The organism is Paenibacillus sp. J22P15 (genome assembly GCF_056269345.1).
Genome location: NZ_JBWDNT010000001.1, coordinates 921,773 through 942,720 on the forward strand (window position 1 = coordinate 921,773; position 20,948 = coordinate 942,720).

At 44.9% G+C, this 20,948-nt stretch carries 21 protein-coding genes; 10 read left to right on the top strand and 11 right to left on the bottom strand.

From position 1 onward, the window contains the following. Positions 1-6: 6 nt before the first annotated feature. The 3 genes from AC0YN6_RS04300 to leuC form a co-directional block, all read right to left on the bottom strand. On the bottom strand, positions 7-1,404 hold the full coding sequence (locus AC0YN6_RS04300; protein ID WP_475745381.1) for an N-acetylmuramoyl-L-alanine amidase: 1,398 nt from the start codon (positions 1,402-1,404) through the stop codon (positions 7-9). 156 nt (positions 1,405-1,560) lie between these two features. Then, the gene (gene leuD / locus AC0YN6_RS04305) at positions 1,561-2,160 is read right to left on the bottom strand and encodes a 3-isopropylmalate dehydratase small subunit (RefSeq protein ID WP_475745382.1); all 600 of its coding nucleotides are present in this window, start codon (positions 2,158-2,160) and stop codon (positions 1,561-1,563) included. A gap of 34 nt (positions 2,161-2,194) precedes the next feature. Further along, a complete protein-coding gene (gene leuC / locus AC0YN6_RS04310; protein WP_475745383.1) occupies positions 2,195-3,604 on the bottom strand; it encodes a 3-isopropylmalate dehydratase large subunit in 1,410 nt (469 codons plus the stop codon). A 162-nt stretch (positions 3,605-3,766) separates the two neighbouring features. On the opposite strand from leuC, the gene AC0YN6_RS04315 reads away from it, so the two are divergent. Beyond that, entirely contained in the window at positions 3,767-4,660 is an 894-nt protein-coding gene (locus tag AC0YN6_RS04315) for a LysR family transcriptional regulator (protein WP_475745384.1), read from the top strand. On the opposite strand, the gene AC0YN6_RS04320 is transcribed toward AC0YN6_RS04315, so the two are convergent. Further along, on the bottom strand, positions 4,661-5,461 hold the full coding sequence (locus AC0YN6_RS04320; protein WP_475745385.1) for a carbon-nitrogen family hydrolase: 801 nt from the start codon (positions 5,459-5,461) through the stop codon (positions 4,661-4,663). A gap of 119 nt (positions 5,462-5,580) precedes the next feature. Between AC0YN6_RS04320 and AC0YN6_RS04325 the strand changes: the two genes are divergently transcribed. The 8 genes from AC0YN6_RS04325 (at position 5,581) to mtnB (ending at position 13,515) form a co-directional block, all read left to right on the top strand. Further along, on the top strand, positions 5,581-6,042 hold the full coding sequence (locus tag AC0YN6_RS04325; RefSeq protein WP_475745386.1) for a hypothetical protein: 462 nt from the start codon (positions 5,581-5,583) through the stop codon (positions 6,040-6,042). An 87-nt stretch (positions 6,043-6,129) separates the two neighbouring features. Further along, complete coding sequence (locus AC0YN6_RS04330) at positions 6,130-7,320, top strand: aminotransferase class I/II-fold pyridoxal phosphate-dependent enzyme (RefSeq protein ID WP_475745387.1); 1,191 nt, start codon at positions 6,130-6,132, stop codon at positions 7,318-7,320. 338 nt (positions 7,321-7,658) lie between these two features. Then, complete coding sequence (gene proB / locus AC0YN6_RS04335) at positions 7,659-8,765, top strand: glutamate 5-kinase (RefSeq protein ID WP_475745530.1); 1,107 nt, start codon at positions 7,659-7,661, stop codon at positions 8,763-8,765. 16 nt (positions 8,766-8,781) lie between these two features. Further along, complete coding sequence (locus tag AC0YN6_RS04340; RefSeq protein WP_475745388.1) at positions 8,782-10,032, top strand: glutamate-5-semialdehyde dehydrogenase; 1,251 nt, start codon at positions 8,782-8,784, stop codon at positions 10,030-10,032. A 54-nt stretch (positions 10,033-10,086) separates the two neighbouring features. After that, a complete protein-coding gene (proC, locus tag AC0YN6_RS04345) occupies positions 10,087-10,956 on the top strand; it encodes a pyrroline-5-carboxylate reductase (protein ID WP_475745389.1) in 870 nt (289 codons plus the stop codon). Continuing rightward, positions 10,953-12,182, top strand: a complete 1,230-nt coding sequence (locus AC0YN6_RS04350; RefSeq protein ID WP_475745390.1) for a 2,3-diketo-5-methylthiopentyl-1-phosphate enolase — start codon at positions 10,953-10,955, stop codon at positions 12,180-12,182. The genes proC and AC0YN6_RS04350 overlap by 4 nt, the downstream gene beginning before the upstream one ends. Then, positions 12,182-12,865, top strand: a complete 684-nt coding sequence (locus AC0YN6_RS04355) for a 2-hydroxy-3-keto-5-methylthiopentenyl-1-phosphate phosphatase (RefSeq protein WP_475745391.1) — start codon at positions 12,182-12,184, stop codon at positions 12,863-12,865. Before AC0YN6_RS04350 ends, AC0YN6_RS04355 begins: the two co-directional genes overlap by 1 nt. Then, on the top strand, positions 12,862-13,515 hold the full coding sequence (gene mtnB, locus AC0YN6_RS04360; RefSeq protein ID WP_475745392.1) for a methylthioribulose 1-phosphate dehydratase: 654 nt from the start codon (positions 12,862-12,864) through the stop codon (positions 13,513-13,515). Before AC0YN6_RS04355 ends, mtnB begins: the two co-directional genes overlap by 4 nt. 150 nt (positions 13,516-13,665) lie before the next feature. Here mtnB and AC0YN6_RS04365 read toward each other — a convergent pair whose 3' ends face one another. Continuing rightward, positions 13,666-14,043, bottom strand: a complete 378-nt coding sequence (locus AC0YN6_RS04365) for a hypothetical protein (RefSeq protein WP_475745393.1) — start codon at positions 14,041-14,043, stop codon at positions 13,666-13,668. A gap of 233 nt (positions 14,044-14,276) precedes the next feature. Between AC0YN6_RS04365 and AC0YN6_RS04370 the strand changes: the two genes are divergently transcribed. Next, positions 14,277-15,290: a MerR family transcriptional regulator gene (locus AC0YN6_RS04370; protein ID WP_475745531.1), complete on the top strand. Its 1,014-nt coding sequence runs from the start codon at positions 14,277-14,279 to the stop codon at positions 15,288-15,290. 52 nt (positions 15,291-15,342) lie between these two features. Here AC0YN6_RS04370 and AC0YN6_RS04375 read toward each other — a convergent pair whose 3' ends face one another. The 6 genes from AC0YN6_RS04375 to AC0YN6_RS04400 form a co-directional block, all read right to left on the bottom strand. After that, entirely contained in the window at positions 15,343-16,023 is a 681-nt protein-coding gene (locus AC0YN6_RS04375) for a DnaD domain protein (protein ID WP_475745394.1), read from the bottom strand. A 21-nt stretch (positions 16,024-16,044) separates the two neighbouring features. Continuing rightward, the gene (locus AC0YN6_RS04380) at positions 16,045-17,265 is read right to left on the bottom strand and encodes an acetate/propionate family kinase (RefSeq protein WP_475745395.1); all 1,221 of its coding nucleotides are present in this window, start codon (positions 17,263-17,265) and stop codon (positions 16,045-16,047) included. Beyond that, positions 17,265-18,137 carry a 3-hydroxyacyl-CoA dehydrogenase family protein gene (locus AC0YN6_RS04385; RefSeq protein WP_475745396.1) on the bottom strand — a complete coding sequence of 291 codons (873 nt, stop codon included), beginning with the start codon at positions 18,135-18,137 and terminating at the stop codon, positions 17,265-17,267. Before AC0YN6_RS04385 ends, AC0YN6_RS04380 begins: the two co-directional genes overlap by 1 nt. Before the next feature lie 151 nt (positions 18,138-18,288). Next, complete coding sequence (locus AC0YN6_RS04390) at positions 18,289-19,782, bottom strand: AAA family ATPase (RefSeq protein WP_475745397.1); 1,494 nt, start codon at positions 19,780-19,782, stop codon at positions 18,289-18,291. Between the two features lies 1 nt (position 19,783). After that, positions 19,784-20,314, bottom strand: coding sequence for a hypothetical protein (locus AC0YN6_RS04395; protein WP_475745398.1), 531 nt, complete (start codon positions 20,312-20,314; stop codon positions 19,784-19,786). Positions 20,315-20,427: 113 nt separating this feature from the next. After that, positions 20,428-20,925, bottom strand: coding sequence for a cell wall elongation regulator TseB-like domain-containing protein (locus tag AC0YN6_RS04400; RefSeq protein ID WP_475745399.1), 498 nt, complete (start codon positions 20,923-20,925; stop codon positions 20,428-20,430). Between the last annotated feature and the right edge of the window lie 23 nt (positions 20,926-20,948).

Below are 20,948 nucleotides of genomic sequence, written 5' to 3' on the forward strand. Positions count from 1 at the left end.
TGCTTTCTATTTAACTTTTAAGTACTCTTTGATACCTGCTACCAGCTCAGCAGCTATTCTGCTTTGTGCTGCATCGTCGAATAGCATTTTTGCATCGTTTGCGTTGCTCAAGAAGCCTGCTTCTACTAATACTGCTGGCATTGTTGTTTGCTTGATTACTTTATACGCTTCTTTCTTAACTCCACGGTCTTTAATTTTTGTTGCAGCAACTAGATGCTTTTGTATAATACCTGCAAGCGCCTTGCTGTTCTCTCGATAGTAGTAGGTTTCAGAGCCTGAAGCGGAGCTAGGGCCGCTGTTGGCATGAATAGAAAGAAATAAATCAGCCTTTAAGCCTTCAGCAAACTTCACGCGACCATCTAACGTCGGGTAAGTATCACCCGTTCTTGTAAAATGAACTTTGATCTTGCTTTCTTTCTCAAGCAAAGTTTTCATCTTCAATGCAACGTTTAGATTGAATTCCTTCTCCCACTTGTTCAATACGCTTTTCGCTCCTGGGTCAGAACCGCCATGTCCAGGATCAATCACAACATCATAAACAGTGTTGGATACTGGAGGTTCAACAGGAACAGAAGGGTCAACAGGAACTTCAGTAAGCGACATCAAACTTAATTGAATTTTGCCAGTCTCCTCACTCATCTCATATCCCGTGTTCTCGTTGATGAGCAGAACTAGACGAGCCGTTGTTGGCGAGTTCGAAAACAATGAATAACGATAGCCTTGCAAGTAAGTGCTGTCTGCTACACTAACCTCTACTTGGCCATTCACAAACTGCGAAGATAAATAGGATGAAAAACCAGCGTTCGGAAAATCAAATACGATACGCTTCGGGTTTTCTAGTACCATTGGCTTGTTCGCTTTGACTTCGCCATCATAATTGATGGTCAAGATGCTGTCGCCTTCATAGGAAACGTTAGTGATCGTACCCTTTGTTTCCGTTGGTACACTCGGATCAACAGGATCTGTCGGCTCTGTGGGTTTCTCGTACATATGTACTTCTTTCTCGACAGATTTCCATTCAACATCCAAACCGAACTGTTCGCCTATAAAGCGCAATGGAACTAATGTTGAGCCCTTAATGATGGAAATTGCGGTATCCATTTTTACCTTTTTGTCATTCACCAGCGCCATATTGTCATTCAAAGTTAGCTTAATGACGTTACTAGCGTGAGTGACTATCGCTGTTTTGGCCTTATTATCCCATACGATATGGTAGCCTAAGCCTTCTGATACCGTCCGGACGGGTACAACCGTCGAATTATTAATAATTTGCGGATTGACATCAGATTTCAATTGCTGACCATTCAAAAAAATCTTTGGGACGACCTCTGCAGCTTGTCCTACAGTGGCGAACAACGTGAAAAAAATCGACATTAACAACAACATGGATAAAAACTTCTTCATTTCCCACCTCGATGACTGAAATTGCCCGCATCGAATGTGTGCATTCGACTTTTACAGACGCAAATATAGACGCAGCTTGTCAGAAAAAGTTGCGTTTAGAGGAAAAAAGAGGACGATTAGCCTACAAGGCTTAATCGTCCTCTCTTTTTGTGTTAATTAAACAAGACGAGCGATATGTTTTTGCTCGTAAGCTGTGATTTTGTCTTCATGTTGAAGAGTCAAACCGATATCGTCAAGCCCTTGCAGTAAAAATTGGCGACGGTGCTCATCAAGCTCAAATGCGATCGTCAGACCATAATCATCGGAAAGCTGTTTGTTTTCCAAATCAACAGTAAGCTTATAACCATCATGTTTTGCTGTGTTTTGGAAGATTTCTTCCACTTGCTCTTCACTGAGCTTGATCGGAAGAATTCCGTTTTTGAAACAGTTGTTATAGAAAATATCCGCATAAGACGGAGCAATAATTACTTTGTAGCCATAATCAAGAATTGCCCAAGGAGCATGCTCACGGGATGAGCCGCAGCCGAAGTTTGCGCGAGAAACGAGAACAGAAGCTCCCTCGTAGCGCGGTTTGTTCGGTTCGAAATCCACATTCACATCGCCATTCTCGTGAAAACGCCATTCAAAGAATAGAAATTGGCCAAAGCCGCTGCGCTCAATGCGCTTCAAAAATTGTTTAGGTATAATTGCATCAGTGTCGACATTGACCCGGTCGACCGGGGCGACGATGCCTATAAGTTGTTTAAACGGTTCCATATCGGATATACCCCTCTCTTGCGTTCAATTCGTATTAAACTACGGATTTAATTTCCCAATCGCGTACATCTGTGAAGTGTCCTTTAATTGCGGCAGCAACTGCCATCGCAGGCGATACAAGGTGCGTACGTCCGCCGCGTCCTTGACGGCCTTCAAAGTTACGGTTAGAAGTCGAAGCGCAGCGCTCGCCTGGTTTCAATACGTCTGGATTCATCGCAAGACACATAGAGCAGCCTGCATCACGCCATTCAAAGCCAGCTTCAGTAAAGATTTGATCCAAGCCTTCTTTCTCAGCTTGAATTTTTACACGGCCTGAGCCTGGAACGACGATAGCAGTTACACGATCGCTAACTTTGTAGCCTCTAGCGATTTCAGCAGCAGCGCGTAAGTCTTCGATACGTCCGTTTGTGCAAGAACCGATAAATACATAATCGATAGCAATTTCGTTCATTGGCGTTCCTGGCTTAAGATCCATATATTCTAGTGCTGCTTCAGCCGCTTTACGCTCATTCTCTGTTGGAAGATCAGCAGGGAATGGAACCATTGCAGTAATGTTAGTACCCATGCCTGGGCTTGTGCCCCAAGTTACTTGCGGGATCAGAGCGTCAACGTCAAAGTGAACGACAGTATCGTACTCTGCACCTTCGTCAGTCGTAAGCTGTTTCCAAGCTTCAACCGCTTCATCGTAGTTAGCAGGCGCATATTGACGGCCGCGAAGATAATTGAATGTTGTTTCATCTGGAGCGATAAGGCCTGCGCGAGCGCCAGCTTCAATCGACATATTACATACAGTCATACGTTCTTCCATTGTCAAGCTGGTGATTGCTTCGCCTGTAAACTCGATTACATAACCTGTTGCGAAATCCGTTCCGTATTGCGCAATAACGCCAAGAATCAAGTCTTTCGCTGTTACGCCTGGTTTACGTGATCCGTTAAAGCGAACCTCGAGCGTTTTTGCTTTCGATTGCTGCAAGCATTGTGTCGCCATAACGTGCTCAACTTCACTCGTACCGATACCGAACGCCAACGCGCCGAATGCACCGTGAGTGGATGTGTGGCTGTCTCCGCAAACGATAGTTTTACCTGGGTGTGTAAGACCAAGCTCTGGTCCCATAACGTGTACGACACCTTGGTCAATACTGTCTAGATCAAATAGCGTTACGCCGAAATCTTTACAGTTTTGCGTAAGTGTATCGATTTGTTGCTTCGAAATCGGATCTGTAATGTTGAAACGATCCTTCGTAGGAACGTTGTGATCCATCGTTGCAAAAGTAAGATCAGGACGACGCACTTTGCGGCCTGATAGACGCAAGCCTTCAAACGCTTGCGGCGATGTTACTTCGTGAACAAGCTGCAAATCGATATAAATAACGCTTGGCTTGCCCTCTTCTTGATGAATGACGTGATTATCCCAAATCTTCTCAAACATTGTCTTTTTCGTCATTATATTCACCCCACCGTTTCATTGAATCTTCTGCTTTTCTTAACTGAATTCACTATACCATTTCTTTCTTCATTGAACCAAGATATAATATCTATAACGTCTATAGGTAATAACTATAATGATAGATTTCTTGCAGAATACACAATAGAAGGGAAAACTAATATGGAATTAAGACAATTGAACTATGTAATTCAAATTGCTTCAGAAAAAAACTTTTCCCGCGCTGCAGAGAAACTTCATATCGCTCAGCCCTCACTTAGCCAGCAGCTTTCTAAGCTTGAGCAGGAGATCGGTGTACTTTTGTTCCGACGTACAACTAATTCTGTTGAGCTGACACAAGCAGGTCAAGTGTTCGTCCACAAATCACAAGCGATCCTCGATGCTGTTGAACAGCTGAAGCAGGAGATGGATGATATGGCTCAAATGCGGCGCGGCCGTCTTGTCGTCGGTACGCTTCCTCTGACAGGCTCACATATTCTGCCTCTTGTATTGCCTGTTTTCGGTGAACAGTACCCGCAAATTGAAGTCGTGCTCGTCGAAGAAACTACAGCTAAGTTGGAGCAGCTTACAGCAAGCGGCGGTACCGATTTAAGTTTGCTTTCGCTGCCTCTCATCGATAACTCTCTTTCTTGTGAACCCTTTTTGGAAGAAGAAATTTGTTTAGCTGTTCCTCCTCATCATCCGCTTGCTCAAAGAGCAGGTGCGGTCGACATTTCAGAGCTCGATAAAGAGCCGTTTATCGGTCTTAAGCGAGGACAAGGCTTCCGTCAAATCACCGTCGAATTATGCGAACAGTCAGGCTTTACACCACAAATCGTATTTGAGAGCAGCAACATGGAGACCATTCAATCCTTAGTTGCCGGCGGAATGGGAATAGCCTTTGTCCCGCAAATGCTGACGCGAGTCAAAGGCTCAGATTTTACTCCTATATATCTCCCGCTGCATCCAAAACCAACGAGAACCTTAGTTGTAGCAAGCCGAAAGGGCCGCTATTTATCTAAAGCAGCTGAAGCTTTCATTCGAACACTAAATCTAACGATGAGTAATTATCGATAATTACGCTTCATAAATAGAAGGTCTGCGATCCTCGAACACTGGGATTTTCGTGCGAACAGCATCAACTACGGATAAATCAATGTCAGCGTACAGGATCGTTTCATCTTCCCCAGCTTCAGCAACCGTCTCTCCCCATGGATCGAGCACGAGCGAGTGACCGAAGAAATGTGCGTCACCGCTCGAACCCATCCTATTGCATGCGACCACAAACATTTGGTTTTCAATTGCGCGTGCCGTCAGAAGTGTACGCCAATGATGAAGACGTGGATGAGGCCATTCTGCAGGAACAAACAGCAGCTTCACTCCATCCAGTGCTAGCTTCCGTGCGAGCTCAGGGAAGCGAATGTCATAACAAATCATCATCCCCGCGCTTGTCCCTTCAATCTCCACCTTGCCGAGCTTATCACCAGCTGCCAAATACTTCTCTTCATCCATAAGTCGGAATAGATGAATTTTTGAATAGTCAGCAACGACATTACCCGAACGATCAAAGACGTACATTGTATTCAATACTTTATCATCCTTATGCTCCGCAATCGATCCTCCGATAATGTGAACTTGATGCTTTCGGCTGAACTCAGACAAGAAAGCTCGAGTACGCTCACCTTCATTGTCTGCAATCGTTTGAATTTCCGTTAAGGCATAACCTGTATTCCACATTTCCGGAAACATAATGACATCCGGTTTGTTCGTTTGACTGACGGCCTCTTCAAGCATGCTTGCAAGCTTAGAGAAATTAGCTTCTGGATTTCCTGCTTCTATATGCATTTGCAGCAGCGCTAGCCGCAAAGATTGAGTCATTTGGTTTTCCTCCTGAAATTGCTTTTTTTCCTAATGATACCGTGTCATGGTTCTGTGTCAAGTTGGGAATCTTAACAACGAGGTATTTAACTATTCAATAAAAAGGAGAAATGTCTGTTATGCTTCCAAAACGATTTGCGGCAATGCTTCTTGCTTGCTGCTCGCTATTCCTGTATGCGCAAATCGCTTCTGCCCATCAAGGGATGAGCGCTCCAACCCCTGAGACAAGCCTTAAGCCGATACAGGTATTCGATGTAGCCGCGGGCAAAGTAACAAATACGATCCCTAATGATGCCAAGTTTCAGGAAATGGCTTCATCATGGATTGGTTCCATCACAAGTCTTGCTCCTCAAATAACAAATGATTCGAGCTGCAGCTATGTTTATCGTGTACCGCTTGAGAAGGCTGTTACCATTAAATCAAATGACGTTTCAGTCTCTACTGATGATCTATTTCTTTTTTACTGCAAGGACAAGCCTCCGCTCTTGCTCGTATTTGATGAGAAACGCAGACCTTATTTGTTCCTCTTCAAGGCTGATATTAAGCCGTTTATTGAAAAGGTGGGCATTCCAGCTGCTTAATCAACAGCTTCTCTTCTCCCCACATTCATGCTACATTAAGGCTATTGCCTAAATAGATAGCGATTTTGTCATGTGGAGTGTGAGGTTATGGAAACGCAAATCGGTCAACACCTTATTCAACCTGCGGAACGGATGAATGGACTTCCGACGCAATTTTTTGCCAAGCTGGTCGCCAAAGCGAATGCGCAAACGGCCAAAGGACGCGATGTAATCAATTTGGGACAAGGCAATCCGGATCAGCCGACTCCTCCCCATATTGTTGCGAAGCTTCAAGAGGCAGCAGCTAATCCGTTATATCATAAGTATCCACCCTTTAGCGGCTACCCTTTTCTCAAAGAAGCAGTAGCGAAACGGTACAAAGAGGATTATAACGTGGATGTAGATCCCGCTACTGAAGTAGCTATCCTTTTCGGAGGAAAAACAGGACTTGTTGAAATTAGCCAGTGCTTGCTTAACCCAGGCGATGTTTGTCTCGTTCCCGATCCAGGTTATCCAGACTATTGGTCAGGTGTTGCGCTTGCAGGAGCCGAGATGGCTTTCATGCCGCTGACAGAGGCTAATAGCTATTTGCCTGATTATGAGGCAATTAATCCTGAACTTGCGGCGCGGGCAAAGCTGATGTTCATGAACTATCCGAATAACCCGACTGGCGCTGTTGCTAATGCTGAGTTTTATGCAAAAACGGTGGAATATGCTGAGAAGCATGGGATCGTTATAGCCAGCGATTTCGCTTATGGCGCAATTGGCTTCGACGGCAATAAACCGATCAGCTTCTTGCAAACACCAGGTGCGAAGGAAGTCGGCGTTGAGTTCTATACACTATCCAAAACCTATAATATGGCTGGCTGGCGTGTTGGCTTTGCCATCGGAAACGCTCAAATCGTCAAGTTAATCAATTTAATGCAGGATCATTACTATTGCAGCCTCTTCGGCGGTATACAAGAAGCTGCCGCACTTGCTTTAACTGGCCCGCAGGATTGCGTAGTTGAATTAAAAAACATGTACGAAAGCCGCCGCGAGGCATTGTTTGCTGCACTCGATCGTATTGGCTGGAAAGCGGCGCGTCCCGGCGGTTCCTTCTTCTGCTGGCTGCCTGTAGCCAAGGGATACACTTCTGAAACATTTGCTGATTTGCTGCTTCAGGAAGCTGATGTTGTCGTCGCACCAGGAGTTGGATTTGGTACACATGGCGAAGGGTTTGTTCGCCTTGCTCTGCTAACGAGTGAAGAGCGACTTCAGGAAGCGATTGAACGGGTTGGAAAACTGAATTTATTTTAGTACAATCCCGCCATTTGCCTTGCTTTACAGCAGCTTATGATCGTGATATGCTTGTAAGAATTGAACATGAAACGTGATGACGGGACAATTAAGCAAGAAGGGTCGCGATCAGAGAGTAAATTCCATGGGCTGCAAGAATTTACCGAAGGCCGCTTGCTGAACCTACCTCCGAGCGGCCGGTGATGAACCGGACAGCGCCTTCTGTTATAGGCTTAAGCTGGATAATTCTATTTAATTAGATTATCAACAAAGGTGGTACCGCGGAAGCTAAGACTTTCGTCCTTTATGGACGGAAGTCTTTTTTGTTGTCACCAAACAAGCATAGGATGGGATTAATGATGACAGAACGAATAGTCGTAAAAATTGGAAGCAGCTCTCTTACCTCAGAAGAAGGCGGTCTGAACCGCGAGCGTATACAATATTTCGCATCAGAGCTGGCTTCCTTACATAAAGAAGGAAATAGTGTGATGCTCGTAACCTCTGGCGCTGTTGCTGCAGGCTTTCGTCAGATCGGTTATGCCGTGAAACCAAAGATCGTACACGAGAAGCAAGCTGCCGCTGCTGTAGGTCAAGCTCTGCTTATGCAAGCCTACCAAGAAGCATTTAGCGGTTATGGAATTGTTGCAGCTCAAATTTTGCTGACACGCGCAGATTTCTCCAATCGTCGCCGTATACAGAATGCTCTAATGACAATAGAAGAGCTGCTGCGGCTCGGAATTATACCAATTATTAATGAAAATGACACAGTAGCAACCGATGAGCTCGTACCGAAATTCGGTGACAACGACAGCTTATCCGCACTAGTTGCAGCGATGACCAAAGCAGCAAAACTTGTTATCATTACCGATATGGACGGCTTATACACGGAGGACCCACGCAAAAACCCGCAAGCGGTCAAAATCGAACGTGTAGACCAAATATCAGAGGATATTATGAAGCTCGCTGGTGGCGCTGGCTCTTCCGTTGGTACTGGCGGCATGCGCTCCAAAATCGAGGCGGCTCGCATCGCAATGCGTGGCGGCGTGCATGCTTTCATCGGCATCGTAAAGCAAGAAGGTGATCTGAGGCTTGCAGTTGAAGGCAACGGCCGAGGAACGTACTTCGATACGAAACTGCACAGTTTATCTATGAAGAAGCAATGGCTTGGCTTTCACTCTATGCCGCTGGGCCGTGCAATCGTGGATGAAGGCGCTGCTCTTGCATTGCTAGAAGGCGGTAAAAGCCTGCTCCCTGCCGGCGTCAAAGAGACTCAAGGGGAATTTCTGCCGGGTGATGTCATCGAGGTTACCAATCAACAAGGCGAGACGATTGGCCGCGGTGTCGTCAACTACGCTGCATGGCAAATTCAAGCGGTAGCCGGTCTAACTACAGAAGAAGTAAAACGCAGAGTTGACGTTTCTCGTATCGAATTCATTCATCGCGATGAATGGATTACATTAAAATAAAAGGAGGCTTCCTGCTATGACCAGTGAAGTCGTAAAAAAAGCAACATTAGCTCAAGAGGCATCTGCCATTATGAATCGTTTAACTACGGAGCAAAAAAATACGGCCCTCAGCCACATGGCTGAAGCATTGCTCGCGGAGACGACTGCTATTATTGCCGCAAATGAACTTGACCTGCAGCGTGGACGCGAGCAAGGCACAAGCCCTTCCCTGCTCGATCGTCTTGCCTTGAATTCTGATCGTGTCGCTTCTATTGCAGAAGGACTTAAGCAAATTGTTGAGCTGCCTGATCCAGTTGGAGAGCTGCTTGAGCATTTCGATCGTCCGAATGGACTTAAAGTAAATAAAATAAGAGTTCCTCTCGGTGTTATTGGCATGATCTACGAAGCTCGTCCGAATGTAACCGTTGATGCAGCTGGCTTGTGTTTAAAAACCGGCAACAGTGTTGTGCTTCGCGGCGGCTCAGCAGCCATCGAGTCCAATCGCAAAATTGTAGAAGTATTACAAAATGCGCTTGCCGCTACAGCGATGCCAGCGGATGCAATTCAACTGATCGAGGATTCAGATCGCGCTTCCGTCAACGAAATGCTTAAACTTAACGGACTGCTGGACGTTGTCATTCCCCGCGGCGGCGCGGCGCTTATTCGCAATGTAGTCGAAAATGCTACCGTACCTGTCATCGAAACGGGCGCTGGTATTTGTCATACGTTCATAGATGCCAGTGCTGACTATAACATGGCAGTCGAGATCGCTTTTAATGCAAAAGTACAACGGCCGTCCGTTTGCAATTCCATGGAAACGCTGCTTGTTCATGAAGCTTTTGCTGAGGCACACCTAACTACCCTTGCTGATCGCTTTATTCAAGCAGGTGTTGAGCTTCGCGGCTGCGAGAGAACAGCAGCCCTTCTGAATGGCATCAACGCTGCATCAGATGAGGACTATAGTACAGAATATAACGACTACATTATGAATATACGCATCGTTCAAACTCTTGACGAGGCCCTTGCACATATCCGCCGCTTCAGTACTAAGCATTCCGAATGTATTGTAACGGAACAGACTGAAAACGCCGAACGATTTATCCAAGATGTGGATGCGGCTGCCGTCTATCATAACGCCTCTACTCGTTTTACGGACGGTTTTGAGTTCGGATTTGGCGCGGAAATAGGCATCAGCACGCAAAAGCTGCACGCTCGCGGTCCAATGGGGCTTCCTGCTTTGACATCGACTAAATATCTTATTTATGGGAATGGTCAAGTAAGGGGTTAATACGAATCCTACACGATTAGAAAAAATCAGAAGGAACAACGGAGGAATGCAACTATGACTCAATTAACACAAACCGCCATCGCTAGCCAGCAGCTTTGCTTCTATGGTGCTGGATCGATGGCTGAGGCTATCGCTAGAGGATTAATAAATAATAAGCTAATTCCAGCAAATCAGATTTCAATGCTTAATCGTCAAAACGCTGAACGTCTAAACGAGCTTAATGAGCGTTATGGCGTACAAACCATCGTACAAGGCTCTACGAATGAAGCTTTTCTTCGTGAAGCAGACATTATATTTCTTGCAATGAAACCAAAAGATGCTGCAGATGCAATTGCTTCAATTAAACCGTATATTTCATCGAAGCAGCTCGTTATCTCTGTCATCGCAGGCTTATCGATTAAGGCAATCGAAAAACTTCTTGGAGGCGCTGCATCCGTTGTACGAGCAATGCCAAATACTTCAAGCTCGATCGGACTCGGAGCGACAGGTATCAGTTATTCGGACAGCGTGTCGGCGCAGCAAAAGGTGCTGACGGAGGCCATTTTCAGCTCAGTCGGCATTAATGCCGTCGTAGTCGAATCGCTCCAGCAAGCTGTTACTGGCGTATCTGGAAGCGGCCCTGCTTATGTCTATTACTTTATGGAAGCAATGATCGAGACAGCAGTCCAATTAGGCTTTTCGCAAACAGCCGCGAAGGATCTTGTCGTTCAGACTGTTCTTGGCGCAGCAGAGATGGTTCGTCATACTGGCGAAGAGCCGGCTGAGCTTCGCCGCAAGGTGACCTCCCCTAATGGCACGACGCAAGCCGCTCTTGAACTGATGGCTGACAATAAATTTTCAGAAACGATTACAAAAGCTATTCATCGCTCTGCTGATCGTGCTGGCGAATTGGGTGAAGCTATCGAGAGGAGCATTGCAGAATGAATGGAGTTTGTATCGCTACATATCGTTCATATGACGATCATGCTGATTTTAATAAAAAGGCCCTTTCGATCGCTGTTGGTTTAACCGTTGGCAGCTGGACGGAGCTTCCTGAAGCGCAAAAGGCGAATATGGAGAAACACCTAGGTAAAGTAGTATCTGTCACTGTCCATGAGCCAGCGAACGTTGCAGCTGGCGAGCGTTACGCCGATATTAAAATTGCTTATCCGGACATTAACTTCAGCCGTGATCTTCCCGCCCTGCTTGTAACTGTGTTTGGAAAGCTGTCAATGGACGGAAAGATCAAGCTTATGGATCTCGATGTGTCCGAAAATTTCGCCTCCGCGTTTCCTGGACCTAAGCTCGGACTAAATGGTGTTCGCGAGCTGCTTGGCGTACATGATCGCCCGTTACTGATGAGCATTTTTAAATCGGTAGTTGGGTATGATCTCGCAAACCTGCAGGATCAATTCTATAAGCAAGCGCTTGGCGGTGTTGACTTAATTAAGGATGATGAGATTTTATTTGAGAATCCACTGACTCCGCTTGAGAAACGTGTGGAAGCATGTATGGACGCAGCTCGCCGGGCAGAAGCAGAAACCGGACAAAAGCTGCTTTATGCTGTCAATTTGACGGGACCTACCTCTTCGCTTGCAGCGAATGCTCGAAAGGCGATTGACGCAGGCGCAAATGCGCTGCTATTCAACGTTCTTGCTTATGGCTATGATGTACTGCATGAGTTAAGCAGTGACAAATCCATTAATGTACCGATCGCAGCACATCCAGCAATGGCCGGAGCCATGTATCCTTCGCCTCACTATGGCATTAGCGCTTCGCTTCTGCTGGGTAAGCTGATGCGCCTTGCAGGTGCCGATCTGGTACTCTTCCCTTCACCTTATGGATCGGTTGTTATGCCGAAGGAAGAGAATTTAGCAGTTAAGGATGCGTTGCTAGAGCCGCTGCATGGACTAAGAACGAGCTTCCCTGTTCCATCTGCTGGTATTCATCCAGGGCTCGTACCTTTAATATTGAAAGATTTCGGTACTGACGTAGTCGTCAATGCCGGCGGCGGCATCCACGGACATGCTATGGGCACTGCTGCTGGCGGACAAGCATTCCGTCAAGCCATTTCAGCCACACTTAACGGAGTACCGCTTCGCGAAGCAGCTGAGCAATCTGGCAATGAAGCGTTGTTGACCGCAATAAACGCATGGGGGATCAAAGAATAATGACAGAAAATATAACAGCTAAGAAACGCATCGTGTTCTGTGATTTCGATGGAACGATTACGGTTAACGACAACATTATTGCAATTATTAAACATTTTAATCCCGAAGGCTGGGAGAAAATTGCCGAGCAAACGATTGCCCAAGAGCTGTCCATCAAAGATGGCGTGGGGCAATTATTCCGTCTTCTTCCCGCTTCATTGCAAAAGGAAGTTGTTTCGTTCAGCATTTCTAATGCTCGCATTCGTGAAGGCTTCTCTGATTTCCTTAACTATTGCAAAGAACAGCAGATCGAATTTTATGTAACAAGCGGCGGAATTGATTTTTTTGTATATCCGATTCTAGAAGCATTTGACATACCGAAAGATCATATTTATTGCAACGGCAGCGATTTTACCGGTGAGCGCATTGAGATCCTATGGCAAAATCCATGCGATGCTCATTGCACTAACGATTGCGGCATGTGCAAAACGACGATCATGCGTCGTTTCCCCAAAGAGCAATACGAGCGGATCATTATTGGTGACAGCGTAACTGACTTCGAGGGTGCAAAGCTTGCTGATGTGGTATACTCCCGCTCCCACTTAACAGTAAAGTGCAATGAGCTCAGACTTCCGCATCATGAATATGAAACCTTCCATGATATTATTAATATTATGAATGCCGAAAGGAAGACATCCAAATGAGTTTTCAACAAATCGCATTAGAAGATAAACAACGTGCCCTATCCGAATTGCGTGACGTCAAGGAGTTGTTCGCCTCGCGCGGCTGGTTTCCTGGCACAAGCGGCAACTTATCGATTCGAGTCGGCGATTTCAACCCCGACGATTTTCAGTTCGCTGTTACCGCAAGCGGTAAGGACAAAACGGTTCATACCCCTGAGGATTATTTATTTGTTGACCAAGACGGCAAGCCGTGTGAAGCAACACGATTGAAGCCTTCGGCTGAAACACTTATTCATTGCGAAATTTATAAACTAACTGGCGCTGGCGCCATTTTTCACGTTCATACCGTTTTCAACAGCGTCATTTCGGAATATTTCTGGGATCGTAAATCTGTGCCTGTCGACGGCGTTGAATTGATCAAAGGATTTAATATTTGGGATGAAGAAGCACAGATCGAAATTCCGATCGTTTCCAACTTCGCGCATATCCCTTCTATCGTTCCTGAGATTACAGAGCGCATCGTAAAGAACATTCCGGGCATTGTGCTGCGCAAGCACGGTATTTATGCTTGGGGAGCTAACGCTTTCGAAGCTAAACGTCATCTGGAAGCGTTCGAATTTATTTTCGAATACGTGTACCGTTTGGAAATGCTGAAGCACGGTAAGGTCTAACTTTACCATCTTCACTGTTACTCGGTGCAGTTACTGAAGGTTTTACTCCCGTTAATTCGAGCAGTATGAGGCGCTTAAAGCTCATATGTTCAAAATAACGGGAGTTTTTCTTGTTCGTTCAGTTCTCTAACTTTACATCTTAGATTCCCTCTATTGCAGTACATTTCCGCCAGCATATTCACGTCTTTGTCTTGACGTTTCACTGATCCAATTCTGGAGCTCACCTTTGCTAATATAAAAATTCTCATCGATTTTTATGTATGGAAACATAACGCCAGAGAAACTCCCCGTGCTATTCAGCTCATATTGCTCAGATTTTATGATTTGATTAACTTCGGTTACAGATAAATGCAAGTAGTCTGCTGCTTCTTCTATTTTTAACAAAGGCTTCTCCAAGCTTACAGTCACATCGGACTGCTCTTTATTAGGCACCACGTTATTATCCAAAAACATACAACCAACTATAAAAGATACACCTAAGATGCAGCTTGCTATTATCATTGATTTACCGTTAGAAATAATTTTCATCCTCCTTTAAATATAGAACACTCATTAATTTCCATAATAATAATAATAATAATAATATACCTGCCCTACTGTTTGCGCTACCACTTCATTTTTAAAGTAGATCCCCGAGGCATCATCGATACCATATCCTATTGGCAAATCTTCATCATATCTTAATGGCATAGTATTATATAGTATTGACATTACCGTAACGTAAACGTTCATAATAGCATGTGGAGGCGGGTCGTTTGAAAGTGCATGAGGCAGCAAAACTGCTCGGTGTAACACCGCGCACACTGCGCTTTTATGAAGAAAAGGGATTGATTACCCCTCATAAAGCAATAGAAAATAAGTACCGCGATTATTCTGAGGAGGATGTTATTCGTCTCCGCTGGATCATTTCGCTGAGAGAATTAGGTTTATCCGTATCTGCTATACAGGACGCGATATCAACTATTCATGAACCAGAAGCTTTCATCCGAACGATTGACGGTGCTCGTGCATTATTGTACGAACAATGGATTACAGCTACGAAAGCGCTTCAAGCGCTTGATGAAACGATATCAGGATGGCAGAGTAAGGGAACTGCTGAACTGACACAAGCCGAACATATAGCTGAAGAGATCAAGCAAAACCGCATCTTGCGAGCTTCATGGAGCGACCAGTGGAATTATGATGAAATCGCGCTTCGGCATGGCTATAATGCTCCTTTCATCACACTCAAAGGTGTTCTGTCTCAAGAGCAATACAATTATGCGCTATTACGGACCGTAGAATGGCTTGATCCAAGGTTTGAAGAGCTGGGCTTAGAGCTTGGAGCCGGGAGCGGAAATCTCTCCATTTTACTTGCTGCAGCGGGTTCAAAGCTAACCGTCATTGAGCAATCGTCAGAAATGCTCTCGATCATTAGAGAAAGACTCCCTGCCGTTGATGCGAAACAAGGCAACTTACTTGCTCTGCCGCTCGTCGCAACCAGCTATTCCTACATTGGGTGCAGCTTCGCAATGCATCACTTAAATCATTCCCAGCAGCTGCTGGCTCTTGAAGAAATGGACCGTGTATTACTCAAGGGCGGGCGAATTGTCATAACGGGACTCATGGATGAGGTAGAGATTAATGGTGAAATACCTGTTTCCTGTGAAATTAATGCCCATTGGCATCCCTCCTCTGCTTCTCAACTTGTTAATTGGTTAAAAGAGAAAGGATATTCTACAGTAACCGATCGTCTTAGTCCCCAAATCGGTTTACTTTATGCAATTAAGCCATAAACGCTTACGTTAAGGCAGCCTTTCCTCAAAAAAAAAGGCTAAGCCGGTTGGCTTAGCCTCTTCCTCCACGAAATTTTTGCGCATGTGCGCGTGCTTCGTCCGCATTTGTTACTCGGTTGCGGGCCCAGTCGATCAGTATTCGATCAATGTATCGCAAACTTAGCTTACCTGCGAATACAGCTTCCTTCAGCGCAAAACGAATAATCTCATCTGTATATCGATCATGATCAAGCCAGCCTGTTATCGTATCGCATTCTAAAGGAGATAACAAGCGTCCAAACTCTTGCTCGAATACAGTAAATATATCCGATGATGGCGCCGCAGGTGCCTTTATCGGTTGACGCTCAGCCTTCCGCGTTTCACGCTTTTGCTCTGCCGTCAGTGCAGCAGCCTTTAACAGCCAGCCCGTCCAGTTGTAACGCTCTGACTGCATTCCTGTACCGCTGTCCACGTAATCATCAATCGTCAAAAAATCATCTTTTATTAGCCGGCCAAGTACTTGACCTATTTCTCTGACGTCTAAACCCATCCGTTCAGCCAATTGCTCAGGCGTAGGGAAATCATTCATGTCTGCTTCCATATAAACCATGATTTGCAACAGCAGCATTGCTTCTGTATCTGACAAATCAAGCTGACGGTATGTACGCAGCAGCATAGCCGATACAAAAACTCCGCCTTCCTGCAGTGCAGCTGCCATACCATGCGAGTAAGCTTTCCATATCTCGTTGTTCAATGCCAGCTGCCTCCTAAACGATTACGCCTGCAATGACGTATTCTTTTGCGTTACGATATTATACGTATCTCGTGCAATGAGAAGCTCCTCATTCGTTGGAACGACCAGTACTTTCACACTGGAACTGTCTGTACTAATCTCCCGAACATCCTTGCGACGTTCCGCATTGCGCTTGTCATCCAGTTCAATGCCAAGGAAGGAAATGCCTTCACATATTGCTTTACGCAGAGCAACAGAATTCTCCCCCACTCCAGCTGTGAAAACAATCGTATCCACACCGTTCATCGCAGCTGCGTATGCGCCGATATATTTTTTGACACGATAAGCGTACATATCAAAAGCAAGTTTCGCGTTTTTGTCGCCTTCCTGCATTGCTTCAGTAACCTCTCGCATATCGCTGCTTATACCGGAAATCGCCAGCATGCCGCTATGTTTGTTCAGCATTGAATTTACTTCGTTTAATGTCAATTCCTCTTTGTTCATTACGAACGGTACTATCGCAGGGTCAATATCTCCGCTTCGCGTACCCATCATTAATCCCTCTAGAGGTGTCATTCCCATACTTGTATCAAAGGATTTCCCATCCAAGATAGCCGTACAGCTAGCGCCGTTACCAATATGGCAAGTAATCATTTTGAGCGATTCGAGCGGCTTCTCCAAATATTCCGCTGCATGTGCACTTACATAAGAATGCGAAGTTCCATGGAAGCCATATCTGCGAACCTTATGGCGGCGATACAGAACAGTAGGAATAGGATATAAATAAGAAGTGTTCGGCATGGACTGGTGGAAAGCTGTATCAAACACAACCACTTGCGGAACATCAGGCAAATTCGTTTCAACCGCGGCGATTCCCATCATATGCGCTGGGTTATGAAGCGGCGCTAAATCAAATAGTCTGCGAATTTCCAGTTTCACCTCTTGTGTTACGAGAACGGAGCTGCTGAATACCTCACCGCCGTGAACAATACGATGCCCGACAGCTTGAATTTCGTTCAAGCTCGTGATTGCTCCGAATTCAGGATTAGTAAGCATATTAATAACCTGCTTAACAGCGGCAACATGATCAAGAATTTCACTGACTTTGCGAACCTCTGGCTTATCAACCGGTTCATGAGTAACAATCGAAGAATCCATTCCGATTCGTTCTACACGTCCGCTTGCAAGCACCGATTCGTCTTGCATATTATAAAGCTGATATTTTAAAGAGGAGCTTCCTGCGTTGATGACTAGTACTTTCATTAAATCCGATCCCCATCCATATCATATTTGAAGAAGCCGATTCCTGACTTGGCTCCAAGATGTCCGGCACGCACCATTTTTTTCAGTACGATCGACGGACGGTATTTCAGCTCGCCATACTCACGGAACATACGTTCAAGAGCTGCCAAGACAGAATCCAGACCAAAGCGATCACACATCTCGAACGGTCCATGTTGGAAGGAATAGCCGATACGCATAGCGCTGTCAATATCCTCAGCTGAGGCAACGCCTTCTTCCAACACATGCAGTGCTTCGTTTATAAATAGGCATATTAGGCGAGTGGTTACATAACCAGGAGATTCAAATACCATGACTCCTTTTTTGTTAATAACCTCTTCCACGAAATGTTTCGTACGTAAGAAGGTATCCTCTGACGTTTTTAAACCCCGAACAATTTCAACAAGATCGATTTTGGATACAGGGTAAATAAAATGTAATCCGATAACACGCTCTGGCTGGTTTGTTACGCTGGCAAGCTCAGTTAAGCTAAGAGTAGATGTATTGCTTGCTAAAATAACATTAGATCCGCAAATTTGATCAATTTTTTCGAAAATAGCTTTTTTCGAATCCAAATCCTCTGTTATCGATTCAATAACAAGCTCACAGCCCGCTAACTTCTCAAAGCTTGTAGATCCCTCTATTTTATTCATAATAAGCTTCTTCTCCGAATTCGTGAGCGCCCACTTCTCAATTTGTTTGTCCAAGCTTAGTTCAATCATTTGTTTACCATAAGCAAGACGCTCGTCCGATTGCTCGATAATAATAACATCCAATCCTTTGGATGCCAGCATTTCCGCGATCCCTTGACCCATCGTGCCTACTCCTACAACTCCAACTGTTTTGATATGCAATTTATTAGCTCCTTTAGTGTGGGGAGAGTCCTTCTTATAATGTTATTAGAAGCATTCTCTGCAAAGATAGTTCATTATTATTATAACGTTTTTCATCAAAAAAAGAAGGCGGACGACGACTCCGCCTTCAAATTGTAATATTGTAAACGCTTCATGCTGCTGTATTGGAAGAAAAGAGCTTTCTAAACTCCTCACCGCTCAATGTTTCCTCACGAAGAAGCGTTTGAAGAGACTTGTTGAACACTTCTCGATTCGTTTCGAGCAGTCCTTTCGTTTGCAGCATCAGATCATCCAAAATGCTTCGATTAATGGTTGCCCACCCTTCCTTAGTCATCATCGAAGAATCGATAATACCAAGCTCGGTCAATCCAGATTCTACTAACGTTTTGACAATATTCATCGATTGCTCGAAATCGCCTCTCGAACCTGTGCTGCGATCACCATAAAACATTTCTTCAGCCGCAGCCCCGCTAAGCGCAATCATAATTTGACCGTTCAGAAATTGCTTCGTATACAAATATTGATCCTGCTGCGGATTATGACGAACATACCCCAGTGCTTGTCCACGCGGCGATAGTGCGACCTGTGATACACTGCCAGGACGCATAAGCTCTGCCATGATGGCATGTCCCAGCTCATGAAGCGCAATCCGCTCACGCTCTTCCTTCGATGCTTCACGATCCGTTTTCTCACCCATCATAACTTTATCGATGGCCATCGACAAATGCTGTTCAGCAATCGTTTCATTATCATCACGCATAGCGTAGATTGCTGCTTCATTCATAACACTCTCTAGCTGTGCGCCAGAGAAACCAAAGGATTCACTTGCGATACGTTCCAAGTTCACGCCAGTCCGAATCGGCTTGTTTTTCGCATGGATATTCAAAATATGCAATCTGCCCTTCTTATCCGGCAGCTCGACACCAATGTGCCGATCAAAGCGGCCTGGACGCAATAAAGCACTATCAAGCATTTCCTTGCGGTTAGTTGCTGCAATTAGCAGAATACGCGGCGCTTCGTTTGCATAAATACCATCCATTTCTGTCAACAGCTGATTTAACGTTTGATCATACTCTCGCTGCTGGCCGCCATCCCTTTTGCCGCCAATGACTTCAATTTCATCAATAAAAATAACAGCACTGCTTTTTTTCGCCTTATTCGCTTTCGTCCGAGCCTCTTTGAATAGGTCTCGTATACGCCCTGCCCCAACACCGACATACATTTCAACAAACTCACTGCCAGATGCAGTTAAATAAACCGAATCTGTATATTGAGCTGCTGCCTTTGCGAGCAGTGTCTTCCCGGTTCCCGGCGGACCTGATAACAAAATACCTTTCAACGGCCGAATGCCAAGCTTAGCGATTTTTTCTTGATGTACAAGAAAATCTAGTGCTTCTATAAGCTCCTGTTTCGCTCTCTCTTGACCTCCGATTTCTTCAAAGGTTAGTGGTGCCAACTTCTCTTCAGAGCGTCGCTTCTGGCTAGATAACGCTGTTAGCTTCCCTCTTCCTTTGGTTGCAAAGACCACGGTAAAGGCAAGCAAGCCAAGCAATACAATGGGTACAATATTTACTCCAATAAAAATTAAAAAAGCTAAAACAACGGGTAAAAAACCTATCGCAATTTCTTTCCCATATTTCAACATATTACCATGCCTCCATTTGAACTGGCTTGCGTGGCAGTACGACATATTTCACCGCTTCAGTATTTTTAATTGTGATATATACATTCGTTTCATCCATTTCTGTCGTCACTGTGACATCCTTCATGGATTTAGTTGCTTCCTTCAATGCTTCTGGAATGTCGGAATAAGCTTTCGTCTCCATCGCTTCAGCAACTTCGAACAACGAAGCATACCATATATCTTCGAGCTCTTTGCTCGATTTATCTTTAATATTAAGCTCAAGCTGACGGTCACCAAAAACGTCCTTGCCGTTAGCAGCAATACTTTCATATATATCACGTAGATTCGCATTCGGCGCTAACTCTAATGAGATAGACACCTTGTCACGATTCATCATTGGTTTTTCTGAACTTACAACGCCTTGGATGTTATTAGTTACTTTCTCTAAAGGTGCAGCTACAGCAACTTGATTGTAGATTGCCCATCCACCGAATAAAATGGAAGCTGTAATTGCAGCAGTAATAACAATGGGTATCACACGTGGTTTCATCATTATGAAAATCCCTCCCGCAATTTTTTATGATAGATCCGTATATCAACTCCGCTATACGAAAGTATATCATGTATTGCTGCGAGAATCGTCCTGCAATATAAGGAAACGGGGCCTCACGGCCCCGTTTTTGCTGGTAATGTATAAGAATCAATAAAAGCTCCGTTATCAAAACGATAGAAATCATATTTAAAGCGCTGCGCTTCCTCGCCATCACTATAATAAATTTCCCAGACTGGACTATCATCTAGCAAGCCCGGCTGAATTCGCTTCACGACTGCCTTTGGTTTCTTACTATTGAACGTATTTTTCAATGTTTTTTCGGATATTCCATATGTGGCTTTTGTTACAGTTGGCGATTTGCCCTCCGTCATCCATACAAATATCTCTTCATCTTGTTGATTAACACCTTCAACGATCCAGCTGCTTTTTTGCCAAGTATGATGGGTAACATTTGTTACCTCTACAAGGTCAGCCGCTTCTGCAGCTTGTTCTTTCACGGCTTTAATTGCAGACCACTGCTCTTTCTGAACATCTCGGAAATAAATAAAGGAAACTGTGATAAGCAGCAAGACGCAAACAATGATTAAGAACAACCATCGCTTAAATGTCATAAATGGAGGACGTTTCCTTGCTG